Origin of the sequence: Pedobacter immunditicola, assembly GCF_037482985.1 — a bacterium.
Classification (GTDB): Bacteria; Bacteroidota; Bacteroidia; order Sphingobacteriales; family Sphingobacteriaceae; genus Pedobacter; species Pedobacter immunditicola.
The window spans coordinates 160,648-179,250 of sequence record NZ_JBBHKC010000002.1; the positions used below are offsets into that span (position 1 = coordinate 160,648).

Annotated in this window: 16 protein-coding genes; 13 read left to right on the top strand and 3 right to left on the bottom strand. The window is 39.3% G+C overall.

The genetic code is table 11. From position 1 onward, the window contains the following. Positions 1-3 precede the first annotated feature (3 nt). The 3 genes from WG905_RS03305 to WG905_RS03315 all read left to right on the top strand — a co-directional run bounded on the left by WG905_RS03305 (position 4) and on the right by WG905_RS03315 (position 3,008). On the top strand, positions 4-582 hold the full coding sequence (locus WG905_RS03305) for a DUF3109 family protein (RefSeq protein ID WP_339590276.1): 579 nt from the start codon (positions 4-6) through the stop codon (positions 580-582). Between the two features lie 121 nt (positions 583-703). Then, entirely contained in the window at positions 704-1,564 is an 861-nt protein-coding gene (rfbA, locus tag WG905_RS03310; protein WP_339590277.1) for a glucose-1-phosphate thymidylyltransferase RfbA, read from the top strand. Between the two features lie 298 nt (positions 1,565-1,862). Then, positions 1,863-3,008, top strand: a complete 1,146-nt coding sequence (locus tag WG905_RS03315) for an alginate export family protein (protein WP_339590278.1) — start codon at positions 1,863-1,865, stop codon at positions 3,006-3,008. A gap of 310 nt (positions 3,009-3,318) precedes the next feature. Here WG905_RS03315 and WG905_RS03320 read toward each other — a convergent pair whose 3' ends face one another. Continuing rightward, positions 3,319-3,888, bottom strand: a complete 570-nt coding sequence (locus tag WG905_RS03320) for a sugar O-acetyltransferase (RefSeq protein ID WP_339590279.1) — start codon at positions 3,886-3,888, stop codon at positions 3,319-3,321. Between the two features lie 236 nt (positions 3,889-4,124). After that, a complete protein-coding gene (locus WG905_RS03325; protein ID WP_339590280.1) occupies positions 4,125-6,491 on the bottom strand; it encodes a M1 family metallopeptidase in 2,367 nt (788 codons plus the stop codon). Positions 6,492-6,595: 104 nt separating this feature from the next. Here WG905_RS03325 and WG905_RS03330 point away from each other — a divergent pair, with 104 nt between their 5' ends. Continuing rightward, the gene (locus WG905_RS03330; protein ID WP_339590281.1) at positions 6,596-7,123 is read left to right on the top strand and encodes a DUF6702 family protein; all 528 of its coding nucleotides are present in this window, start codon (positions 6,596-6,598) and stop codon (positions 7,121-7,123) included. Between the two features lie 80 nt (positions 7,124-7,203). Beyond that, entirely contained in the window at positions 7,204-8,466 is a 1,263-nt protein-coding gene (locus WG905_RS03335; protein ID WP_339590282.1) for an anhydro-N-acetylmuramic acid kinase, read from the top strand. Here WG905_RS03335 and WG905_RS03340 read toward each other — a convergent pair. Further along, the gene (locus WG905_RS03340; protein ID WP_339590283.1) at positions 8,463-10,238 is read right to left on the bottom strand and encodes an aminopeptidase P family N-terminal domain-containing protein; all 1,776 of its coding nucleotides are present in this window, start codon (positions 10,236-10,238) and stop codon (positions 8,463-8,465) included. The two genes, WG905_RS03335 and WG905_RS03340, sit on opposite strands and share 4 nt — an antisense overlap. A gap of 207 nt (positions 10,239-10,445) precedes the next feature. On the opposite strand from WG905_RS03340, the gene WG905_RS03345 reads away from it, so the two are divergent. The 8 genes from WG905_RS03345 to WG905_RS03380 all read left to right on the top strand — a co-directional run bounded on the left by WG905_RS03345 (position 10,446) and on the right by WG905_RS03380 (position 18,597). Beyond that, on the top strand, positions 10,446-10,835 hold the full coding sequence (locus tag WG905_RS03345) for a hypothetical protein (RefSeq protein WP_339590284.1): 390 nt from the start codon (positions 10,446-10,448) through the stop codon (positions 10,833-10,835). Between the two features lie 74 nt (positions 10,836-10,909). Beyond that, positions 10,910-11,185 carry a hypothetical protein gene (locus WG905_RS03350; RefSeq protein WP_339590285.1) on the top strand — a complete coding sequence of 92 codons (276 nt, stop codon included), beginning with the start codon at positions 10,910-10,912 and terminating at the stop codon, positions 11,183-11,185. Positions 11,186-11,230: 45 nt separating this feature from the next. Further along, positions 11,231-11,920, top strand: coding sequence for a hypothetical protein (locus WG905_RS03355; protein ID WP_339590286.1), 690 nt, complete (start codon positions 11,231-11,233; stop codon positions 11,918-11,920). Continuing rightward, positions 11,920-12,774, top strand: coding sequence for a dTDP-4-dehydrorhamnose reductase (gene rfbD / locus WG905_RS03360; protein WP_339590287.1), 855 nt, complete (start codon positions 11,920-11,922; stop codon positions 12,772-12,774). The genes WG905_RS03355 and rfbD overlap by 1 nt, the downstream gene beginning before the upstream one ends. A gap of 42 nt (positions 12,775-12,816) precedes the next feature. Next, entirely contained in the window at positions 12,817-13,953 is a 1,137-nt protein-coding gene (gene gmd, locus WG905_RS03365; protein ID WP_339590288.1) for a GDP-mannose 4,6-dehydratase, read from the top strand. A 19-nt stretch (positions 13,954-13,972) separates the two neighbouring features. Continuing rightward, positions 13,973-16,501, top strand: a complete 2,529-nt coding sequence (locus WG905_RS03370) for an SLBB domain-containing protein (RefSeq protein WP_339590289.1) — start codon at positions 13,973-13,975, stop codon at positions 16,499-16,501. A 16-nt stretch (positions 16,502-16,517) separates the two neighbouring features. Beyond that, positions 16,518-17,597, top strand: coding sequence for a Wzz/FepE/Etk N-terminal domain-containing protein (locus WG905_RS03375; protein ID WP_339590290.1), 1,080 nt, complete (start codon positions 16,518-16,520; stop codon positions 17,595-17,597). A 1-nt stretch (position 17,598) separates the two neighbouring features. Further along, positions 17,599-18,597 (top strand): NAD-dependent 4,6-dehydratase LegB, encoded by a 999-nt coding sequence (locus WG905_RS03380; protein WP_339590291.1) that lies wholly within the window; start codon positions 17,599-17,601, stop codon positions 18,595-18,597. The last annotated feature ends 6 nt before the right edge of the window (positions 18,598-18,603 follow it).

The window sequence follows — 18,603 nt, forward strand, 5'->3', positions numbered from 1 at the left end:
ATAATGATAGAAGTACAAAACACCCTGTTGCATGAAGATCTGATCAGAGAGAACTTTGTGTGTAACCTGAATAAATGCAAAGGGATTTGTTGTGTTGAAGGAGATGCCGGGGCACCATTGGACCATGCAGAAAAAGCTATACTAGAAGAAATATATCCAAAAATTCAACATTTACTGGCTCCAAAGGGTATTGCCGCCATTGAAGAATTTGGTACATCGGTACTGGATGCTGATGGTGATTTGACTACCCCTTGTGTAGATGGCCACAAAGAATGTGCTTATGTGACTTTTGAAGACGGCATTACCAAATGTGCGATTGAAAAGGCTTATGAGCAGGGCATCATCGATTGGCAGAAACCCATTTCCTGCCATTTATATCCGATCAGAATTACGCAGTATCCTGAATTTGATGTACTGAATTACGACAGGTGGAGCATTTGCAGTGATGCCTGTAGTTTTGGGCGTGAACTGAAAGTTCCCGTCTACCAGTTTTTAAAGGGGCCGCTGATCAGGAAATATGGAGCAGAATGGTACAAGGAACTGGAAGATAGTGTTGCTTTATACCAGGAAAATTTGATGTAAGATTTAGCAGAATCGGGCAACGTTATTTGTCTGGTATTGATATATTGCAACTGTAAGTACGTTTAATATATTGAACCTAAATAACCAATAATAAATATCTCAAACTTAAAACTCTTAGAATTTGAAAGGAATAATACTAGCAGGTGGAAGTGGCACAAGGTTGCACCCTTTGACCCTGGTTATGAGTAAGCAAATGATGCCGGTTTATGATAAACCAATGATTTATTACCCATTGTCTACATTAATGCTCGCAGGGATTAAAGAGATCCTGATTATATCTACTCCACACGACCTTCCAAATTTCGAAAAATTATTAGGTGACGGCAGTCGCTTGGGCTGTAAGTTTTCCTATGCCGTTCAGGAAGAGCCAAACGGACTTGCTCAGGCTTTTGTGATCGGTGCAGATTTCATAGGAAAGGACAAAGTGGCCTTGGTGCTTGGGGATAATATTTTTTATGGAGATGGGATGTCAAGGTTGTTGCAAAGCAGTTCTGATCCAGATGGAGGCATTGTTTTTGCCTACCAGGTAGCAGATCCGGAGCGTTATGGGGTGGTTGAATTTGATGGGAATAACCAAGCTGTTTCTATAGAGGAAAAACCTGCTTTTCCAAAATCAGATTATGCGGTTCCGGGCTTATATTTTTACGACAATAGTGTCGTTGAAATCGCTAAAAATATTAAACCATCTCCCCGCGGCGAATACGAAATTACAGATGTCAATAAAGTTTACCTTGATCAGGGAAGGCTTAAAGTGGGTGTGTTGAGCAGGGGAACTGCCTGGTTAGATACAGGTACTTTTTCTTCCTTAATGCAAGCCGGACAATTTGTTGAAGTGATTGAAGAACGTCAGGGATTAAAGATTGGCTGTATTGAAGAAGTAGCTTATAGAATGGGTTTTATTGATAAAGAACATTTAAGAAAAATTGCAACGCCTCTTGTTAAAAGCGGTTATGGTGCATATCTGTTGAAAATCATTAAATAAGCCCAGGCTATTCATTATTCGAAATGCGATCATCTTTATGATCAAAAATGGCGAATAAGCATTGACGAACAAGTATTGAAAAAGAATGAGACTGTCCTTAAAAAGTTGACAGTCTTTTTTTATGTAAACACATTTCTATGTAAAAAGAGGGAACATTTTCTGCGATACATGGTAATCAGATTTTACCTTAATCTATAGACGTTCGTTTCAGACAGTAAACAAATGAAAGTTTTTTTTTGTTAGTAAATTAAGTTGCCTTCGTATGGAAGTGGGAAATAGGCAGAAAATATATGTATATATGAAATACCGTCTATTCACTTTGTTGGTTATCTGTTTTCTTAAGGGCTACTCGCAGCAAACACCAACTTTCAATCTACTCAGGTATGATGATGATTTTTCTTACCTCAAAAACGACACTTCGCGATCCTGGTATTCGAAGTTAAAGTATCAGCCCCTTTCGAATGATGGAGATGCATATATAAGCTTTGGCGGGGATTTTCGCTACCAGTATTTTTACATGAGGAATGAGAAATGGGGAGAACTTTCAGCAGTTGATTGGTTTCTATACGCAAGGCATATTGTTCATGCCGATCTGCACCTGAACAAGAAATTGAGAATGTTTGTCCAATTGCAGAGCAGTCTTGCGCCTGGAAAAAATAATAAAAGCCCGGTCGATCAGAATGAGCTGGATCTGCAACAGGCATTTGTAGAATACCATTCTACAGGTGATCCTTCCCGAAAGCTGCTGTTGCGCTTTGGCCGGCAGGAATTAAATTACGGATCTCAACGTTTGGTTTCGGTCAGCGAAGGGCCAAATAACCGGCAAATATTTGATGCTTTGAAAGTTCAATATGCCGTAAAAGACTTAGTAACCGATCTTTTTTATAGCCATCATCTTCAAGATAGGAGAGGTGTCTTTGATGATAGGTTCAATAAGGATAATCGTTTCTTCGGTTCCTATACCGTGGTGTCTGATGTCCCTGTATTTCAGCATATTGATCTGTATTATTTCGGTTTAAATAAAAAAAGGGCCGTATTTGACGAAGCAACGGGGAAGGAAAACCGCCATACAATTGGAACAAGGGTATGGGGCAAGACGACCAGCTGGCGATATGATGTGGAGGGCGATTTTCAGTTTGGGAAATTTGCTGGAAAAAGAATCAATGCCTGGCAATTTTCATCCAATGCAGGGTACAAAATCAATCAGCTGAAATTTCAGCCTGAAATTGGGCTTAAAACAGAGGTGATTAGTGGAGATGAGCATGCCGGAGATAATATTCATCGATCTTTTAATCCGCTGTTTAACCGGGGCGGGTATTTTGGCTTAGCAGCATTGGTGTCTCCTGTTAATCTCATTGACATACATCCATCTTTAAAATTTGAGCTCATTAAAAAACAAGCTTGCGACTCAAATTGGATATACTGCCTTCTGGAGATACAGTAAAAATGATGGTTTTTATGGGCCCGGTGTTTCGTTGTTGTACTCCGGAAATAATACCACTCATAAATTTATTGGTGACCAGGTGGTCTGGCAGATGACTTTCAATCCTAATGCCTTTTTATACTTTTCCCCTGAATTAACATGGTTTAGGCCAGGTGCTTATTTAAAGGAAGTCGGCCCGGGAAAGAACCTGTTATATACCGGACTAACTACACAATTTAAATTCTAATTATATATGGGCAATGTGACAGCAAGAAATTAGCTATATTAAAGCTGTTAGCTATATATAAGGTTTTTGTGTTTAGTATTACAATTAAACGTTTTTTTCAGACAAAGACCGGATCACCCTGCATGGATTTCCAGCAGCAAAAACATCTGATGGCACATCTCTGGTGATTACACTTCCTGCACCAATAACACTCCGGTCGCCGATCGTTACCCCTGGACAAATGATTACACTACCGCCTATCCATACATCATCACCGATCACAATAGGTTTGCCATACTCTAGGCCTGCAGCTCTTTCTTTGTAATTTAAAGGATGTGTAGCTGTGTATATTTGAACATTCGGACCAAAAAGTGTTCTATGACCAATGGTCACCGGTGCAACATCCAGGACCACACAGTTAAAATTAAAAAATACCCGGTCACCAACTTTTATGTTTGTTCCATAATCGCAATAAAAAGGCGGCTGTATCCAGAGTTCCGTACCTGCATCAGGAAGGAGAGTTGTCAGGATGCGGGTCCTTTCTTCAGCCTGATCTTCACTCGAGTCGTTTAATTCCTTAAGAAGTAACCTCGTTTCCAGCCTTTCATTTGTCAGTTGTGGATCAAGAGCGTTATACAAATCACCGGCAAGCATTTTTTCTTTTTCTGTTTTCATCTGTATATAGTTAGTTAACGGTAATGAAGAGATCCTGAGCTTACATTGGATCTAGAGTGGATCTACCATGGATCTACGTTGTATCTACCTTTTCCTGTAAAAACGTAGATATGGGGTAGATGTTTAGTACATGCGACCTGGATTAAATAGTATGATGCTTTGAAACAAAAATGGTGCTGTTTTTTTAACAGCACCATTTTGAACGGGAAAATACACTTTTTGATAAAGTAAGCGGATTATTTCTTTTTCACCGCCTGCATGGGATTCACGCCAACAGATTGCCCTCTCACCGCGCCGCCTGTTTTTTGTTTAAATAACTGGAATTTTGTAGGTTCAGCATTTCCACCCCAGGTATTATTACTTTCATCAATATCAGCGGTTTCACGCATGGGGTCAAGTTTGATGGCAGTCACTTCCTTATCTTCTACATACATCTTAGAAGCATTATTTTCATTCAATCTCCAGATTTGAGCAGGAATACGATCCACTTTTTTAGTGCCATCAGCATAAGTGAATTCAACTATCACTGGCATGATCAAACCACCCTTATTACTGAAAGAGAGCTCATAAAAGTGTTTGTTGCCATACTTTTGTTTATCTTCATTACTCAGGTTTTCTACAAATACCCTGCCTTCCTGTTTACGTGCAGCAGTATCCACTTTTTCAAGTCCGCGTGCATATCTCCAATAAAAGTCCCGGGCATTTTCATCTTTGTCCGTATAAAAAGTGGTCTTCTTATCCTGTTTATTTCTGATTTTAGAAATATCCTCAAAATCATTTACCAACGGCTTATCGACTTTCATCATTCTGTCTCTTGCAGCTGGGAGACTTGCATTTAAATCAGCTTTCGCATATTTAACGGAATCAAGTGAAATATCACAAGCATCAGTGCTGTAAAACCAGCCTCTCCAGAACCAATCCAGGTCTTCGCCACTGGCATCTTCCATTGTTCGGAAGAAGTCTGCAGGTGTAGGGTGTTTAAAAGCCCATCTTCTGGCATATTCCTTAAAGGCGTAATCGAATAACTCCCTGCCCATAATGGTTTCTCTTAGTATATTTAAGGCTGTTGCAGGTTTGGAATAGGCATTGGGTCCAAACCGGACAATGTTTTCAGAGTTCGTCATTACTGGCTCCAATTGGTCTTTCGGTAATTTCATGTAATCAACGATGGTATGTGCCGGACCTTTTTTTGTAGGGAATTTATTATCCCACAATTCTTCTGTGATGTATTCCATGAAAGAGTTCAGTCCCTCGTCCATCCAGGTCCACTGGCGCTCATCGCTGTTTACAATCATAGGGAAGAAGTTATGTCCAACCTCATGGATAATTACGCCGATCATCCCATTTTTTGTAGACTCACTATAAGTACCATCTTTTTCAGTACGGCCAAAGTTGAAGCAAATCATAGGATATTCCATGCCGTTTGCAGCTTCAACACTTTGTGCTACAGGGTAGGTATATGGGATCGTGAAATCTGAGTATGTTTTAATGGTGTGTGCGATCGCTCTTGTAGAGAATTTTCTATACAACCCATAAGCTTCTTTACCATAAAAACTCATACACATCACATCCTTTCCTTCAATCGGTTGTGCCATGGCATCCCATATATACTTTCTGGAAGAAGTCCATGCGAAGTCCCTTACCTCATTAGCCTGAAAAATCCAGGTTTTACTCGCAATACTTTTCTTGGTTTCCGCTTTTTTAGCTTCATCCAGGGTTACGACCTCTATTGGTTCTGCAGCTGTTTTCGCTTTATTGTACCTTGCTAACTGCACAGGCGTTAAAACCTTTTCGTAATTGATACACTCACCCGTTGAAGCCACCATATGGTCTGCCGGAACAGTCATTTCTACTTTGAAGTTTCCGAAGGTCAAGGCAAATTCGCCGCGACCTGTAAACTGATGATTCTGCCAGCCCTGGTAATCACTGTAAACGCATAAACGAGGATACCATTGAGCCATCGTAAAAATATGGTTGCCATCTTCAGGGAAGAATTCATAGCCACCGCGACCGCCCATGCTCATCCTGTCTGCAATTTTATACGTCCAGTCTACTTTAAAAACGAAAGTTTGGCCGGATTTCAAGGCAGCTGGAATTTCCACGCGCATCATTGTTTTGTTGATGGTATATTTTAACGGTTTACCTTGCGCATCGGTTAGTTTGGAAATCTTAACACCCATGCCATTATCAATCCTGCTTTCCTGAGCTCTGTCGATCATGGCGGTTGTGGCAATTGCAGGTAATTTGCTGCTGTTCTGGTAGTTGGCGTTATTTACATTGCTATGCTCATTCTCATCTAATTGCAACCAGAGGTAAGTCAACACATCCGGAGAATTGTTAAAATACGTCACCGTTTGTGAGCCTGTTAGCAGCAGGTTTTTTTCATCAAGTATAGCTTTAATGTCGTAATCGGCCCTTTGCTGCCAATATTTGACGCCTGGAGCACCACTTGCTGTTCTTTGCTCATTGGGTGTAGTAAGTATGGTACCCAATTGCTCGAATTTATTGCCATGGTTACTTTCGGGGTTGTTTCTGATGTTTTGCGCTTGTAAAGCACCGATGGCAGAACCTAGAAAGATAAAAAAAGTAAAGATTTTCTTCATTTATAGCTTATTATAGTTTTTAAATTTAATTTGCCAACTTTTGATGAGAAAGGCGATTATAAAAATATAACGTTTTTTTAATATACTCAAATAAGATTGATCGAATGCAGCTATTATTAAGTAAATCACTGTTATTTTGTTACCTTCTGCTCAGTTTTATACCATTAGGTATAAAAGATATGTCGTGGCATCCATTGCACCTGAGTAGTATGGAACTGAATTATACCACTAAGGGTGGCACAATAGAAATTAGCTGCCGTTTATTTACTGATGATTTAGAAGATGCATTAAGTAAACAGTTTAAAGTCTCCACTGATCTCTCTGCTCCTGCGAAACATAAAGCAATGGATGAATTGCTAAAGAAGTATATCGCCATGCATTTCAAATTAAAAGCCAATGGCAAGCCCTTAGCTTTTAATTATTTAGGATTCGAAAAAGACAGGGAAGCTGTATTGGTATACATTGAATCGCTTCCCGTTAAAGAATTGAGAAAATTGGAAACGTATAATTCCTTGTTGTATGATTTATTTGATGACCAGACCAATATCATGCATATGATCTATAATGGCCAGCGGAAAAGTTCTAAACTGGATTTTCCGGAAAATAATGCGGTGATTTTGGATTTACGGTAGGAAGATGGAAGCTTCAGCTATGTACAGGGAAATTATAGTTTTCCTTCCGCTGAGGAGATGAGTTTTATTTAAATAATTTTATGAACGATCACATAAAGAAACTTTACGAAATGTCCAATGCACCCAGCCGTGTGGTTATAGGTTTAATGTCAGGCACTTCTTTAGATGGGCTTGATGTGGCGCTTTGCCGTTTTCAGGGTTCAGGTTTAGATACTAAAACCGAGCTGCTTGAATTTAAAACCATTCCTTATGCAGCTGATTTCAAGGAAGAGTTAAAGTCGATTTCATTTAAGGAGCAGGTTGATCTGCAAAAGGTGACCTTGCTAAATGCCCGTATCGGTACCTATCATGGGGAACTGATTTTGCAATGTCTGCAGGAATGGGGCATTCAAGCAGATACGGTAGATGTAATTGCTAGTCACGGGCAAACCATATTCCATGCACCCAAATCTTTGCACCAGTTGGCGGCATGGCCAAATGCAACTTTGCAAATTGGTGATGGCGACCACCTGGCCGTGAAAACCGGTGTTATCACTTTAAGTGATTTCAGACAAAAACATATTGCTGCCGGGGGAGAAGGTGCTCCATTGGCTGTATATGGGGATTACTTGATATTTTCAAGTCCGGATGAACATCGAATATTATTAAATATCGGTGGAATTGCCAACTTCACTTACCTCCCCTCAGGAAGAAAATCCGATCTTATCTTTTCTACAGATGTCGGACCTGGTAATACCATCATGGACCAGTTTGTACAGCTCCATTATCCTGGTCTGCAATACGATGCGAATGCTGCATTGGCTTCTGCAGGAACAGTTAACCAAATCTTGTTGAAGGAATTACTGCGTGATCCTTTCTTTGAATTAACCTTTCCGAAAACAACAGGTCCGGAATTATTTAATTTGGCTTATTTAAATAAGGCTTTGGCTGCCAGTGAGCAGATGTATCCAGAAGAGAAACTGAAAATCTCTAATGAAGATATTTTGGCTACCCTATGCGAATTTACAGCGACCGGAATTGCAGATGCAATTGTGCGGTCCATAGCTAACCTTCAGCAAGTTAATGAGCTTGATCAAAAGGATTTTCAGCCAGGTGAACCGATCAATTATGAAATCTATTTAAGTGGAGGAGGAATGCACAATCCTTTAATTGTTCAAAAAATCAGTGAAAAATTAAACCGGAGTTTAAAGGATACCAGGGAATTGGAAATTGACCCCGATGCCAAGGAAGCTATTTTATTTGCACTGTTAGCGAATGAATGTATAACAGGAGGGCGACTTGATTTCGGAAGTCGCCCTGGTCTGCCATCGGTATGTATGGGTAAAATAAGTCTGCCGACTTAAATTGCCTGTGTTTCTTTTTTTAACCAGTTATTCTCTTCTTCAGTTAAGAAAGGGCTTAATTTTTCAAAAACTGTTGCATTATAGTCGTTTAACCATTTGATCTGGCTTTCTTCCAACAGCTCTTTCTTCACTATAGAAGTGTTGATGGGAGCGATGGTTAAGGGTTCGAAAGCATAAAAATCACCAAACTCAGTTTGTGCATCAGCTATAGTGTGCACTAAGTTTTCAATTCTGATGCCGTGTTTTCCCGGGCGGTAAATGCCTGGCTCGATAGAGGTGATCATGCCTTTCTCAATCGCCACCGGATTACTAGTCGGATTTAACACTTGCGGGCCTTCGTGTACATTTAAGAAGTAACCCACTCCATGCCCGGTACCATGGCCATAATTTATACCTTGTTCCCACATCGGTCTCCTGGTGATGGCGTCAATCTGGTAACCACAAGTTCCTTTAGGGAAATGCAGTTTGCAACCTTCAATCATGCCTTTCAATACTAATGTATAATCTGTGCATTCTTCTTCCGTATTGGTACCCAGAGAAACGGTACGGGTCACATCTGTCGTGCCATAGAAATACTGGCCACCTGAATCTACAAGAAACAAACTTTCTGGTTGCAGCTCCGCATCACTTTCTTCAGAAGCTGAATAATGAGGCAGGGCACCATGTGCTTTATAGGCGCTGATGGTCGTAAAACTATCACCAACAAAACCCACCTGTTCTTCCCGGAAGCTTCGTAATTTTGCAGCGGCAGAAAGCTCCGTGATTTTTATTTTACCAATATTTTCTGAAATCCATTTAAAGAAACGCGTAAGTGCAACACCGTCTTTCACCATAACTTTCCTCGTATTGGCCAGTTCAGTTTCATTTTTAACTGCTTTTAGAATGGTGGAAGGATTGGTTTCTTTGATCACCGTTACACTTGCCGGCAGCACCGCTATATAAGCGTAACAATTGCGCTTAGGGTCTATAAAAATAGAGCTGTTTTCCGGTAAACGTGATAATGCGGTTTCAATTTCGTCGTAGGGTAAAACCTCTACGCCGTTTTTCAGTAAGGTTTCTTTTTCATTTTCCTTTAATTTGGCAGGGTCAATAAATAGTTTTGCATGATCCTGACTGATTAAAGCAAAACTCAATACCACCGGGTTATAACTTACATCTTTTCCGCGGATATTAAATAACCAGGCCATGTCATCCAAAGAAGATACCAAGTGGTAATCTGCTTGGAATTTTATTAAAGCTGTTCTTACCTCAGCAAGTTTTGAACTTACAGACTGGCCAATATGTTGTTCTTCAATTAAAAAAGCGGCGTCAGTAGGTAGAGCAGGCCTGTCTTTCCATATAGGGTCTAAATAATCTCTATGGGTCAAGGTAATTCCTTTGCGGGAAAGCCTTTTGGTGATCAGGTCACCGGAGAGCACCGACAACAACTTCACATCCGAAGCAATCACACTTCCCGCAGGTAAAGTTTCACCGAGCCATTCAATATATTCCGGCATATGCTGAACCTTCAATTTTACCAGTTCAAAACCACTGCCGTCCAGTTGCTCGGCTGCCTGTTCAAAATACCTTGAATCGGTCCATAACCCTGCAAAATCCTGCGTAATGAGCAAAGTTCCTGCAGAACCTTTGAAACCAGAAACAAAGGGAATGCATTTATAACGCCTTGGTAAGTATTCACTCATGTGCGGATCAGCAGAAGGAATCAGGTATGCCTGCACATCATCAGCCCGCATTTGTTCTCGGATGGCTGTTAGTTTCTCTTTATATGTCATTTTATGAAAGTTGAATTGTCAAACAAAGCTACGGAATTTTATAAAGATGATGCTGACCGCTGTTTACCCCGATTATCGACGCTAAATATGACTTTGAATGACTTTGAACGTCAAAAATGAACTTATACGCCGATCGCGAAATGACGTTTCTTGTTTTCTTTTACATTCGAAATAAATAGGATGATCAATAAAATTTAATTTCAAATAATGGAAAAGAATATGTCCAAAGCGCTGCAGCTATTTTCAACTGTAATGGATCAAATCGAAAACAATGTTGCCCGTATGGTGGATCCTGTGGGGAAAATCAATTATGCTTATGCAAGTGTGACTTCTTTAGTTTTTGGCCAATATTTAGATTCGCCAGATAAATTAATCGAAAAGTATGATTTTGCGATTGATGAACTATCTCTCCTGACTAGAAGATGTTATGTCCTTTTAGATATTTTAGGTGCTGCCTATCCCGGTGAAGTCGATGACGATGTTGATATTCCAGATGAGGTTTACCTGGTCTATTATCTTTTCAATATGGTTGATTCGATTATAGGGTTTTTTGATGAGTCTCAAACCATAGAAATACCTGTCTGGTACGAACGTTAATAAGGTGATTAGGGTGAAAACATATTCTAAAATTTTATGTTATTGCTATCTGACTACAATTAAATTTGGACAACATGGATAATTCTGAAGACAATAAAGAAAAGGAGGAAAATAAACCTGCCGGAGAAATGAATGATGAGGCGCAGTCTCAAACCAGTGAAAAACCTTCTGAATTCAGCGGCATAGCGAATGCTTCGATGGAAGGGACTACTGAACAGGAACCCCTAGCAAGGGCTTATGATGCAGCAGTGCCTTCTTTTACCCTGGAAGGTGAGGACGATAAGGCTGAGGAGGATACTGATGAGGAGGATTTTGATCTTGATGATGATATCATCATCAGCCCATCGTGATTATAGGGGCTTATTATGGTATAGTAATTGCATAAAGGATGAAATATGAAAATAAAATTACTTATCATTCTCTTTGTTTTAATCTCAACTGCAGCCTATAGCCAAAATAATGGTGAGTATAATTACAGCATTGGCGTGCGTGGCTACAATTATATGCAGATGCCAGATGTTTTAAATCAAACCAACAATGAGAATTACCTCAGTTCCTACTTTACCAGCTATATCATAAAATTTAATGACAACTTGTTCAGTTACCGTATAAACGGTAGTTATCTGAAAAATGATTACAAATTTTACAACAATTGTGAGAGTTGCGAATTAGTTGATGGAGAAATGAAAGATTTTTCTTTTAAAGTCGGTTTTGAGAAAAGTTTCAATTATTCTGTCATACAACCTTATTTGGCCTTTGATCTGGGTTATCGTTCCAATAAATTTAAAGGGATGTCTCATATCATCAATCAGGATGGAACAACCGACCCTGGAGCGGTTAAAAATATCCATGCCACCAAGGAAGGTTTTACCATTACGCCTGTTATTGGCATAAAAATTAACCCGATTAAACAGCTTACCCTATTTGCAGAAAGCAACCTGGAATTCTTTTATTCTTATGAACGCCAGGAAGAAGTTAGTCCCGGATCTCCGAACAGCTTGACTTTAAAAAGGTATAATAAAGGGGAATATTTAATAAATCCTGTAGCTTTGGGGATTCAATTTCACCTCGACACTAAAAATTAATGAACAATATCATCGTTATCGGAGGTAGTGGCCAGCTTGGTCAATGTCTTCAGGAGGTGGTCAGGACTGAACCGCCTTTGTTTAATTATGTGTTTTTATCTCAATCAGAGTTAGATCTGTCGATGCAATTACAGGTGGAGTCGGTTTTTGAGCAATATAAACCCCTGTTTTGTATAAACTGTGCGGCATACACCGCTGTGGATCATGCAGAGGAAGACCATAATGCTGCACATCAAGTTAATGAATATGCAGTAAAGCGACTAGCAGAAACATGTGCTAAATATCAAAGTACTTTAGTTCATATTTCTACAGATTTCGTTTTTGACGGGCTAACAGGTGTTCCTTTATCAGAGGAATCTGTTACCAATCCAATTAACGTTTATGGTTTGTCTAAGTTAAAGGGGGAACAGGCCATACCACTTGTTTTAAATAATTATTATATCTTCCGTACAAGCTGGTTATATTCAGAAAAAGCGAACAATTTTTGTAAAACTATGCTGAAGCTTGCCCAGATTAAGGACCAGTTACAAGTCATTTCAGATCAAGTGGGTACACCCACTTATGCAATGGACCTGGCTAAATGCATTGTTCAGGTGATCAAAGCCAATAAAAAAGCCTACGGTATTTATCATTACAGCAATGAAGGGGTGGCTTCCTGGTACGATTTTGCAAAAGCGATTTTTGATTTTGCAGAGGTTGATATTGAAGTTATACCGGTAAATTCCGATGCATTTAAAACGAAAGCAAGGCGCCCGCATTATTCAGTTTTAGATAAAAGTAAAATAAAGAACACTTTTGATATTAGTATTCCTTATTGGAGAGAGAGTTTAAACCGTTGTATAAATAAGATGTAGTTTGAAATATTTATATTTGTCAATTAAATCAATTATTAATTTATGAAAGTTGCCTTAATTACAGGAGTTACCGGTCAGGACGGTGCTTATCTTGCGGAATTTTTACTTAAGAAAGGCTATTTTGTTCATGGGTTGAAAAGAAGAACTTCTTTGTTTAATACAGATCGTATTGATCATTTATATCAGGACCAGCATGAACAGGGGATTAACTTTAAACTGCATTTTGGCGATTTAACTGACTCAACGAATTTAATTAGGATTATACAGGAAACTCAACCTGACGAAATTTACAATTTAGCGGCGATGAGCCATGTACAGGTAAGCTTCGAGATGCCTGAATATACGGCGAATGCGGATGGTATTGGTACTTTGAGGTTGCTGGAAGCCATTAGGATTCTGGGCATGGAAAACAAGACCAGGATTTACCAGGCATCCACTTCTGAGTTATATGGTTTGGTGCAGGCTGTTCCGCAAAGTGAAACTACACCATTTTATCCCCGTTCACCTTATGCGGTGGCAAAAATGTATGCCTATTGGATAACGGTGAACTATAGGGAGGCCTACGGCATGTTTGCCTGTAACGGTATTCTTTTTAATCATGAAAGTCCGCTCAGAGGGGAAACTTTTGTTACACGTAAAATAACGCGGGCTGCCAGCAAAATTGCTTTAGGTTTACAGAGATGCCTGTACCTTGGTAATCTTTCTGCGCAAAGAGATTGGGGCCATGCTAAAGATTATATCGAGGCGATGTGGTTAATTTTACAACAAGAAAAGCCAGAAGATTTCGTTATAGCTACTGGTGTAACGACAACGGTGCGTGACTTTGTAAAAATGAGTTTTGCAGAACTAGGTATTGAAGTGGAATTTATTGGGAAGGACGAAAATGAAAAAGGCGTCATCATTGACATAGATCCGGAAGTGGTAGCTAAGCTTGGTTTAAATGCTTCCGAACTTCATTTAGGTATGGAAGTGGTAAAGGTTGATCCAAAATATTTCAGGCCTACCGAAGTAGACCTTTTATTAGGAGACCCCACTAAATCTAAAACACAATTGGGCTGGGAACCTAAATATGACCTTCCTTTATTGGTGAAAGATATGGTTCAAGCAGATCTGGAATTAATGAAGAAAGATGAACACCTCAAAAATGGTGGTTATACACCGCTGAATTATTTTGAATAAAACTTATAAAACATCTAATATGAGCTTTAAAAAAGCCCTTGCTATATTTTTATTTTTTACGGCTATTTTTCTAAAAGACACCACGGCTTTTGCACAAAGTAATTACTCTAATGTGAAAGTTGATGAGCTCAGTGACGCCCAGATCCGTCAGTTGATTCAAAGAGCAGAATCTATAGGCTATAATGATGCGCAGTTGGAACAAATGGCAGCGGCACAGGGGATGAAGCCCGAAGAAATTCAAAAGTTGAAGCTAAGGGTAGAGAAAGTACGCAAGCAAGGTTCGGAGAGTTCCAATGGTGCAAAAGAAACGAATAGGGGACGGTCTTATACAAATGGTAATGATTCTTTGACAAATAACCAAAGAAATGGTTCAGCCGCTGGCAATTTACAATACGGAGGTGAGGAGAAAAGAAGGCAAGAAATTCAAACCATGTTCGAAAGCTTAAAACCCAAGATTTTTGGTGCTGAGTTGTTTAAAAATAGCAATGTAAGCTTCGAACCGAATATGCGTATGGCCACACCAAAAAGTTATATTATCGGGCCAGACGATGAGCTGTTAATAGATCTTACAGGCGATAATGAAGCTAACTACAACTTAAAAGTAAGCCCGGAAGGCAATATCAACGTTGAATATGTTGGTCGTATCTCGGTTGGCGGCCTGTCTATCGAACAGGCTACGTCTAAAATCAAGTCCTTAATGTCTGGAACCTATCCAGCATTGCGAACAGGCAGAACTAACCTGGCCATCAATCTAGGTAATATCAGAAGTATTAAGGTGACCATATTAGGCGAGGTTGTTAAACCAGGTTCCTACACCTTGCCTTCGCTGGCAACCGTATTTAATGCCTTGTACGCTTCCGGAGGCCCTAATGAAAACGGATCTTTTCGTAAAATACAGGTCATTCGTAATAACCGGGTGGTCAGCACCATCGATGTTTATGATTTTCTACTGAATGGTCTACAAAAGAATAACATCCGTTTACAGGATCAGGATGTGATCAATGTGCCTGTTTATCAAAGCAGGATAGAGATGTCTGGTGAAGTGAAGCGGCCAGCTTTATTTGAAATATTAAGCACGGAATCATTAGAAGACGCTTTGCGTTTCGCTGGTGGATTTAGCAACCAGGCTTATACGGCTCAAATAAAAGTCTTGCAGAACACCAATAAAGAAAGAAAGATTACGGATGTGGATGCGGAAAGTTTTGCCACCTATGGCCCTTTAAATGGAGATAAATATATTGTCGAAGCCATATTAGACCGTTTTGAAAACAGAGTGGATATAACAGGTGCCGTATTTAGACCGGGGCCCTATGAATTGGATAAAGGGTTAACCTTAAAGGGATTGATCACTAAAGCCGATGGATTGACAGAAGATGCCTTTTTAAACCGTGGTTATATCAATCGTCTGAATGCTGACAATACCCTGGCCTTAATTTCTTTTGATGTGTCGAAAGTATTAGCAGGAACGGAAAATGATATTCCTTTACAGCGGGAAGATAAGGTGACTATTTCTTCTATTTTCGATCTGCGTGACGAGTATAAGGTAAGTATTCAAGGCGAGGTTAGACAACCTGGCACTTTTGACTATGCAGACAATATGAGTCTGGAAGATGTTATCCAAATGGCTGGTGGCTTTAGAGAAGGGGCTACTCCAAATCGGATTGAGATTTCCAGACGGATTAAAAACAGTGATGCAACTTCTATTAATGCCCAGACAGCGGAAGTTTTCACCCTGAATGTAGATCAGAACCTTAGAATACAAGATGATAATTTTGTATTGAAACCTTTTGATATGATTTCCATCCGTAGTTCGGAAGGTTATCAGGTTCAAAAACAGGTGAAATTAGAAGGTGAAGTTTTATATCCGGGTACCTATACCATCACCCAAAAGAATGAAAGAATTTCTGATTTGATTCAACGGGCAGGAGGTTTAACCCCTTTGGCTTATGTTGAGGGAGCTTCTTTAAAACGGCCAGGAGCAGAGAAGGTCAATCCTGCAGATAAAAATGCAATTAGTAACCAGGAAGAAGAAAACAAGAAATTCTTGAATTTAAAACGGGCACAGGAAGCAGGAGTAAAAGATACACTCCGGGCCGAAGTTGAACAACAATTGATCCAGTCTGATTTAGTCGGTATTGACTTGAAAAAGATACTTGATAAGCCAACCTCTAAAGTAGATCTGATTGTGGAAGATGGTGATGTGATCAGGATTCCTAGACAATTGCAAACGGTAAAAGTAACAGGTGAGGTTTTAAACCCAAATAGCATCGTTTACACACGTAACAAAGGGTTTAAACAATATTTAAATGGTGCCGGTGGATTTACATCCAACGCTTTAAAAAAGGGTGCTTATATAAAATATGCCAATGGATCGGTAGATGCGACTAAAGGATTTCTATTCTTTAAGAATTATCCGAGGGTTAAGCCTGGTGCGGAGATTTTAGTGCCTAAAAGAGCGGAGCGTGAAAGAATGACAGCACAAAGTTGGATTGGGATAGGAACGGCTGTTGCTTCTTTAGGAGCAATCATTGTAAGTTTGTTAAGGTAATGATTAAGCACATAAAATGAGTTCGGAAAGATTACAAAACATCAATCAAACTTCTTCTGATGATATTACTTTCAAAGACGTTATAATTAAAATTAAGGAATGGTGCCATTATCTTCTTTCTAAATGGATGATCATTCTTTTCATTGGTTTAGTTGGCGGATGCCTCGGTTTTGCTTATGCAGGTTACAAAAAACCGGTTTATACAGCAACAACTACTTTCGTCCTGGAAGAATCCGGAGGGGGTGGTATGGGTGGTTTGGGCCAATATTCAGGTCTCGCATCCATGGTTGGAATAGAAGTTGGACAGGGTGGGGGATTGTTCTCCGGAGATAATATTATAGAACTGTATAAATCTCGAAATATGGTTCGAAAAGCTCTGTTGAGTTCAGCCATAATTGACGAAAAAAGACAGCTGTTAGTCGAAAGATTTATAGAATTTAATAAGCTAAATGAAAAATGGCAAGGCACTGGTTTGAGTGATGTTAACTTTAAAGATAGCAGCAATTTCACCCTTTTACAGGATAGTTTACTGAGAGGAATTATTAAAGATATTAAAAACAACTATCTGACGGTAAGTAAGCCAGATAAAAAATTGAGTATCATCAATGTAGAAGTGAAGGCAAGTGATGAGATTTTTGCCAAGCTGTTTACAGACCAAATCGTTGCCACGGTCAATAACTTTTATGTTGAAACCAAGACCAAACGATCTATTGAAAATATTAACATTTTACAGCACCAGAAAGACTCGGTTCAAGCTGTAATGAATGGTGCTATTTTTGCCTCGGCTAAGACTTTAGATGCAACACCTAATCTTAACCCAACAAGGCAAGCACTAAGGGCACCAGTACAACGCTCACAATTTAATGCAGAAACAAATAAGGCTATACTTGGAGAGCTAGTTAAAAACTTGGAATTGTCTAAAATTACATTGCGCAAGGAAACTCCATTGATTCAAGTAATTGACAATCCTAGATTACCACTTGAAAAGCAAGCGCTTGGCAAATTTAAAGGAGGAATAATAGGCTTTAGTATTGCCTGTTTTTTATTCTCAATAATGATATTACTGAGAAAAATATTAAAAGAGACATTAAAATAATATGAATTTAAAAGGTAAGAAAGTATTAGTTACAGGCGCCGATGGATTTATCGGCAGTCACTTAGTTGAAAATCTAATTATTGAAGGCGCAAAGGTTACAGCCTTTGTATATTACAATTCTTTTAATAGCTGGGGTTGGTTGGACTCTTTATCAAAAGATACACTTGATCAAATCGAGATTTTTTCGGGAGATATTAGAGATCCGAATGGTGTGCGTACAGCAATGAAAGATATTGAAGTAGTTTTTCATCTTGCGGCCTTAATTGCAATTCCGTTTAGTTATCATTCTCCCGATTCATATATTGACACAAATGTTAAAGGCACATTGAATGTTATTCAGGCTGCTAAAGATTTAGGGATAGAAAGAGTTTTGGTCACATCAACCTCAGAAGTATACGGTACTGCACAATACATACCAATCGATGAAAATCATCCTCGCCAGCCACAATCGCCTTATTCAGCATCAAAAATAGGTGCTGATTGTATAGCTGAATCTTTTTATAGAAGCTTTGATCTTCCGCTAACCATAGTGCGACCTTTTAATACCTATGGTCCGCGACAATCAGCAAGAGCTGTGATACCAACAATCATTACCCAATTGTTAAGTGGAAAGCAGGAAATCAAGTTGGGCGATGTAACTCCCACCAGAGATATGCTTTTTGTTCAGGATACTGTTAAGGGCTTCATTGAAATTGCAAAATCTGATAAATTGGTAGGTCATGATTGTAATATTGCAACGCAATCTGAAATTTCGGTTGGTGACATTGCTCAAGAGCTCATCAGGCAAATCAATCCAAGTGCGGAAATCATTTCTGATGAGCAACGCCTTAGACCGGAAAAATCAGAAGTTTTTCGTTTATACGGTTCAAACAAGAAAATTTTAGAGAATACAAATTGGAAATTATCCTATACATTGGCTCAGGGTTTGGCCGAAACAATAGACTGGTTCCGGAATCCTGAAAACTTGAAACAATACAAATCGAATATTTACAATGTTTAACCAATA

Bases quoted from the DNA above. Each gene is read 5' to 3' on its own strand.
- WG905_RS03345 (WP_339590284.1), top strand. From the start codon at position 10,446: ATGGAAAAGAATATGTCCAAAGCGCTGCAGCTATTTTCAACTGTAATG.
- WG905_RS03370 (WP_339590289.1), top strand. From the start codon at position 13,973: ATGAGCTTTAAAAAAGCCCTTGCTATATTTTTATTTTTTACGGCTATT.
- WG905_RS03330 (WP_339590281.1), top strand. From the start codon at position 6,596: ATGCAGCTATTATTAAGTAAATCACTGTTATTTTGTTACCTTCTGCTC.
- WG905_RS03325 (WP_339590280.1), bottom strand. From the start codon at position 6,491: ATGAAGAAAATCTTTACTTTTTTTATCTTTCTAGGTTCTGCCATCGGT.
- WG905_RS03305 (WP_339590276.1), top strand. From the start codon at position 4: ATGATAGAAGTACAAAACACCCTGTTGCATGAAGATCTGATCAGAGAG.
- WG905_RS03340 (WP_339590283.1), bottom strand. From the start codon at position 10,238: ATGACATATAAAGAGAAACTAACAGCCATCCGAGAACAAATGCGGGCT.
- WG905_RS03335 (WP_339590282.1), top strand. From the start codon at position 7,204: ATGAACGATCACATAAAGAAACTTTACGAAATGTCCAATGCACCCAGC.
- WG905_RS03380 (WP_339590291.1), top strand. From the start codon at position 17,599: ATGAATTTAAAAGGTAAGAAAGTATTAGTTACAGGCGCCGATGGATTT.
- WG905_RS03375 (WP_339590290.1), top strand. From the start codon at position 16,518: ATGAGTTCGGAAAGATTACAAAACATCAATCAAACTTCTTCTGATGAT.
- gmd (WP_339590288.1), top strand. From the start codon at position 12,817: ATGAAAGTTGCCTTAATTACAGGAGTTACCGGTCAGGACGGTGCTTAT.
- WG905_RS03355 (WP_339590286.1), top strand. From the start codon at position 11,231: ATGAAAATAAAATTACTTATCATTCTCTTTGTTTTAATCTCAACTGCA.
- WG905_RS03350 (WP_339590285.1), top strand. From the start codon at position 10,910: ATGGATAATTCTGAAGACAATAAAGAAAAGGAGGAAAATAAACCTGCC.
- rfbD (WP_339590287.1), top strand. From the start codon at position 11,920: ATGAACAATATCATCGTTATCGGAGGTAGTGGCCAGCTTGGTCAATGT.
- WG905_RS03320 (WP_339590279.1), bottom strand. From the start codon at position 3,888: ATGAAAACAGAAAAAGAAAAAATGCTTGCCGGTGATTTGTATAACGCT.
- WG905_RS03315 (WP_339590278.1), top strand. From the start codon at position 1,863: ATGAAATACCGTCTATTCACTTTGTTGGTTATCTGTTTTCTTAAGGGC.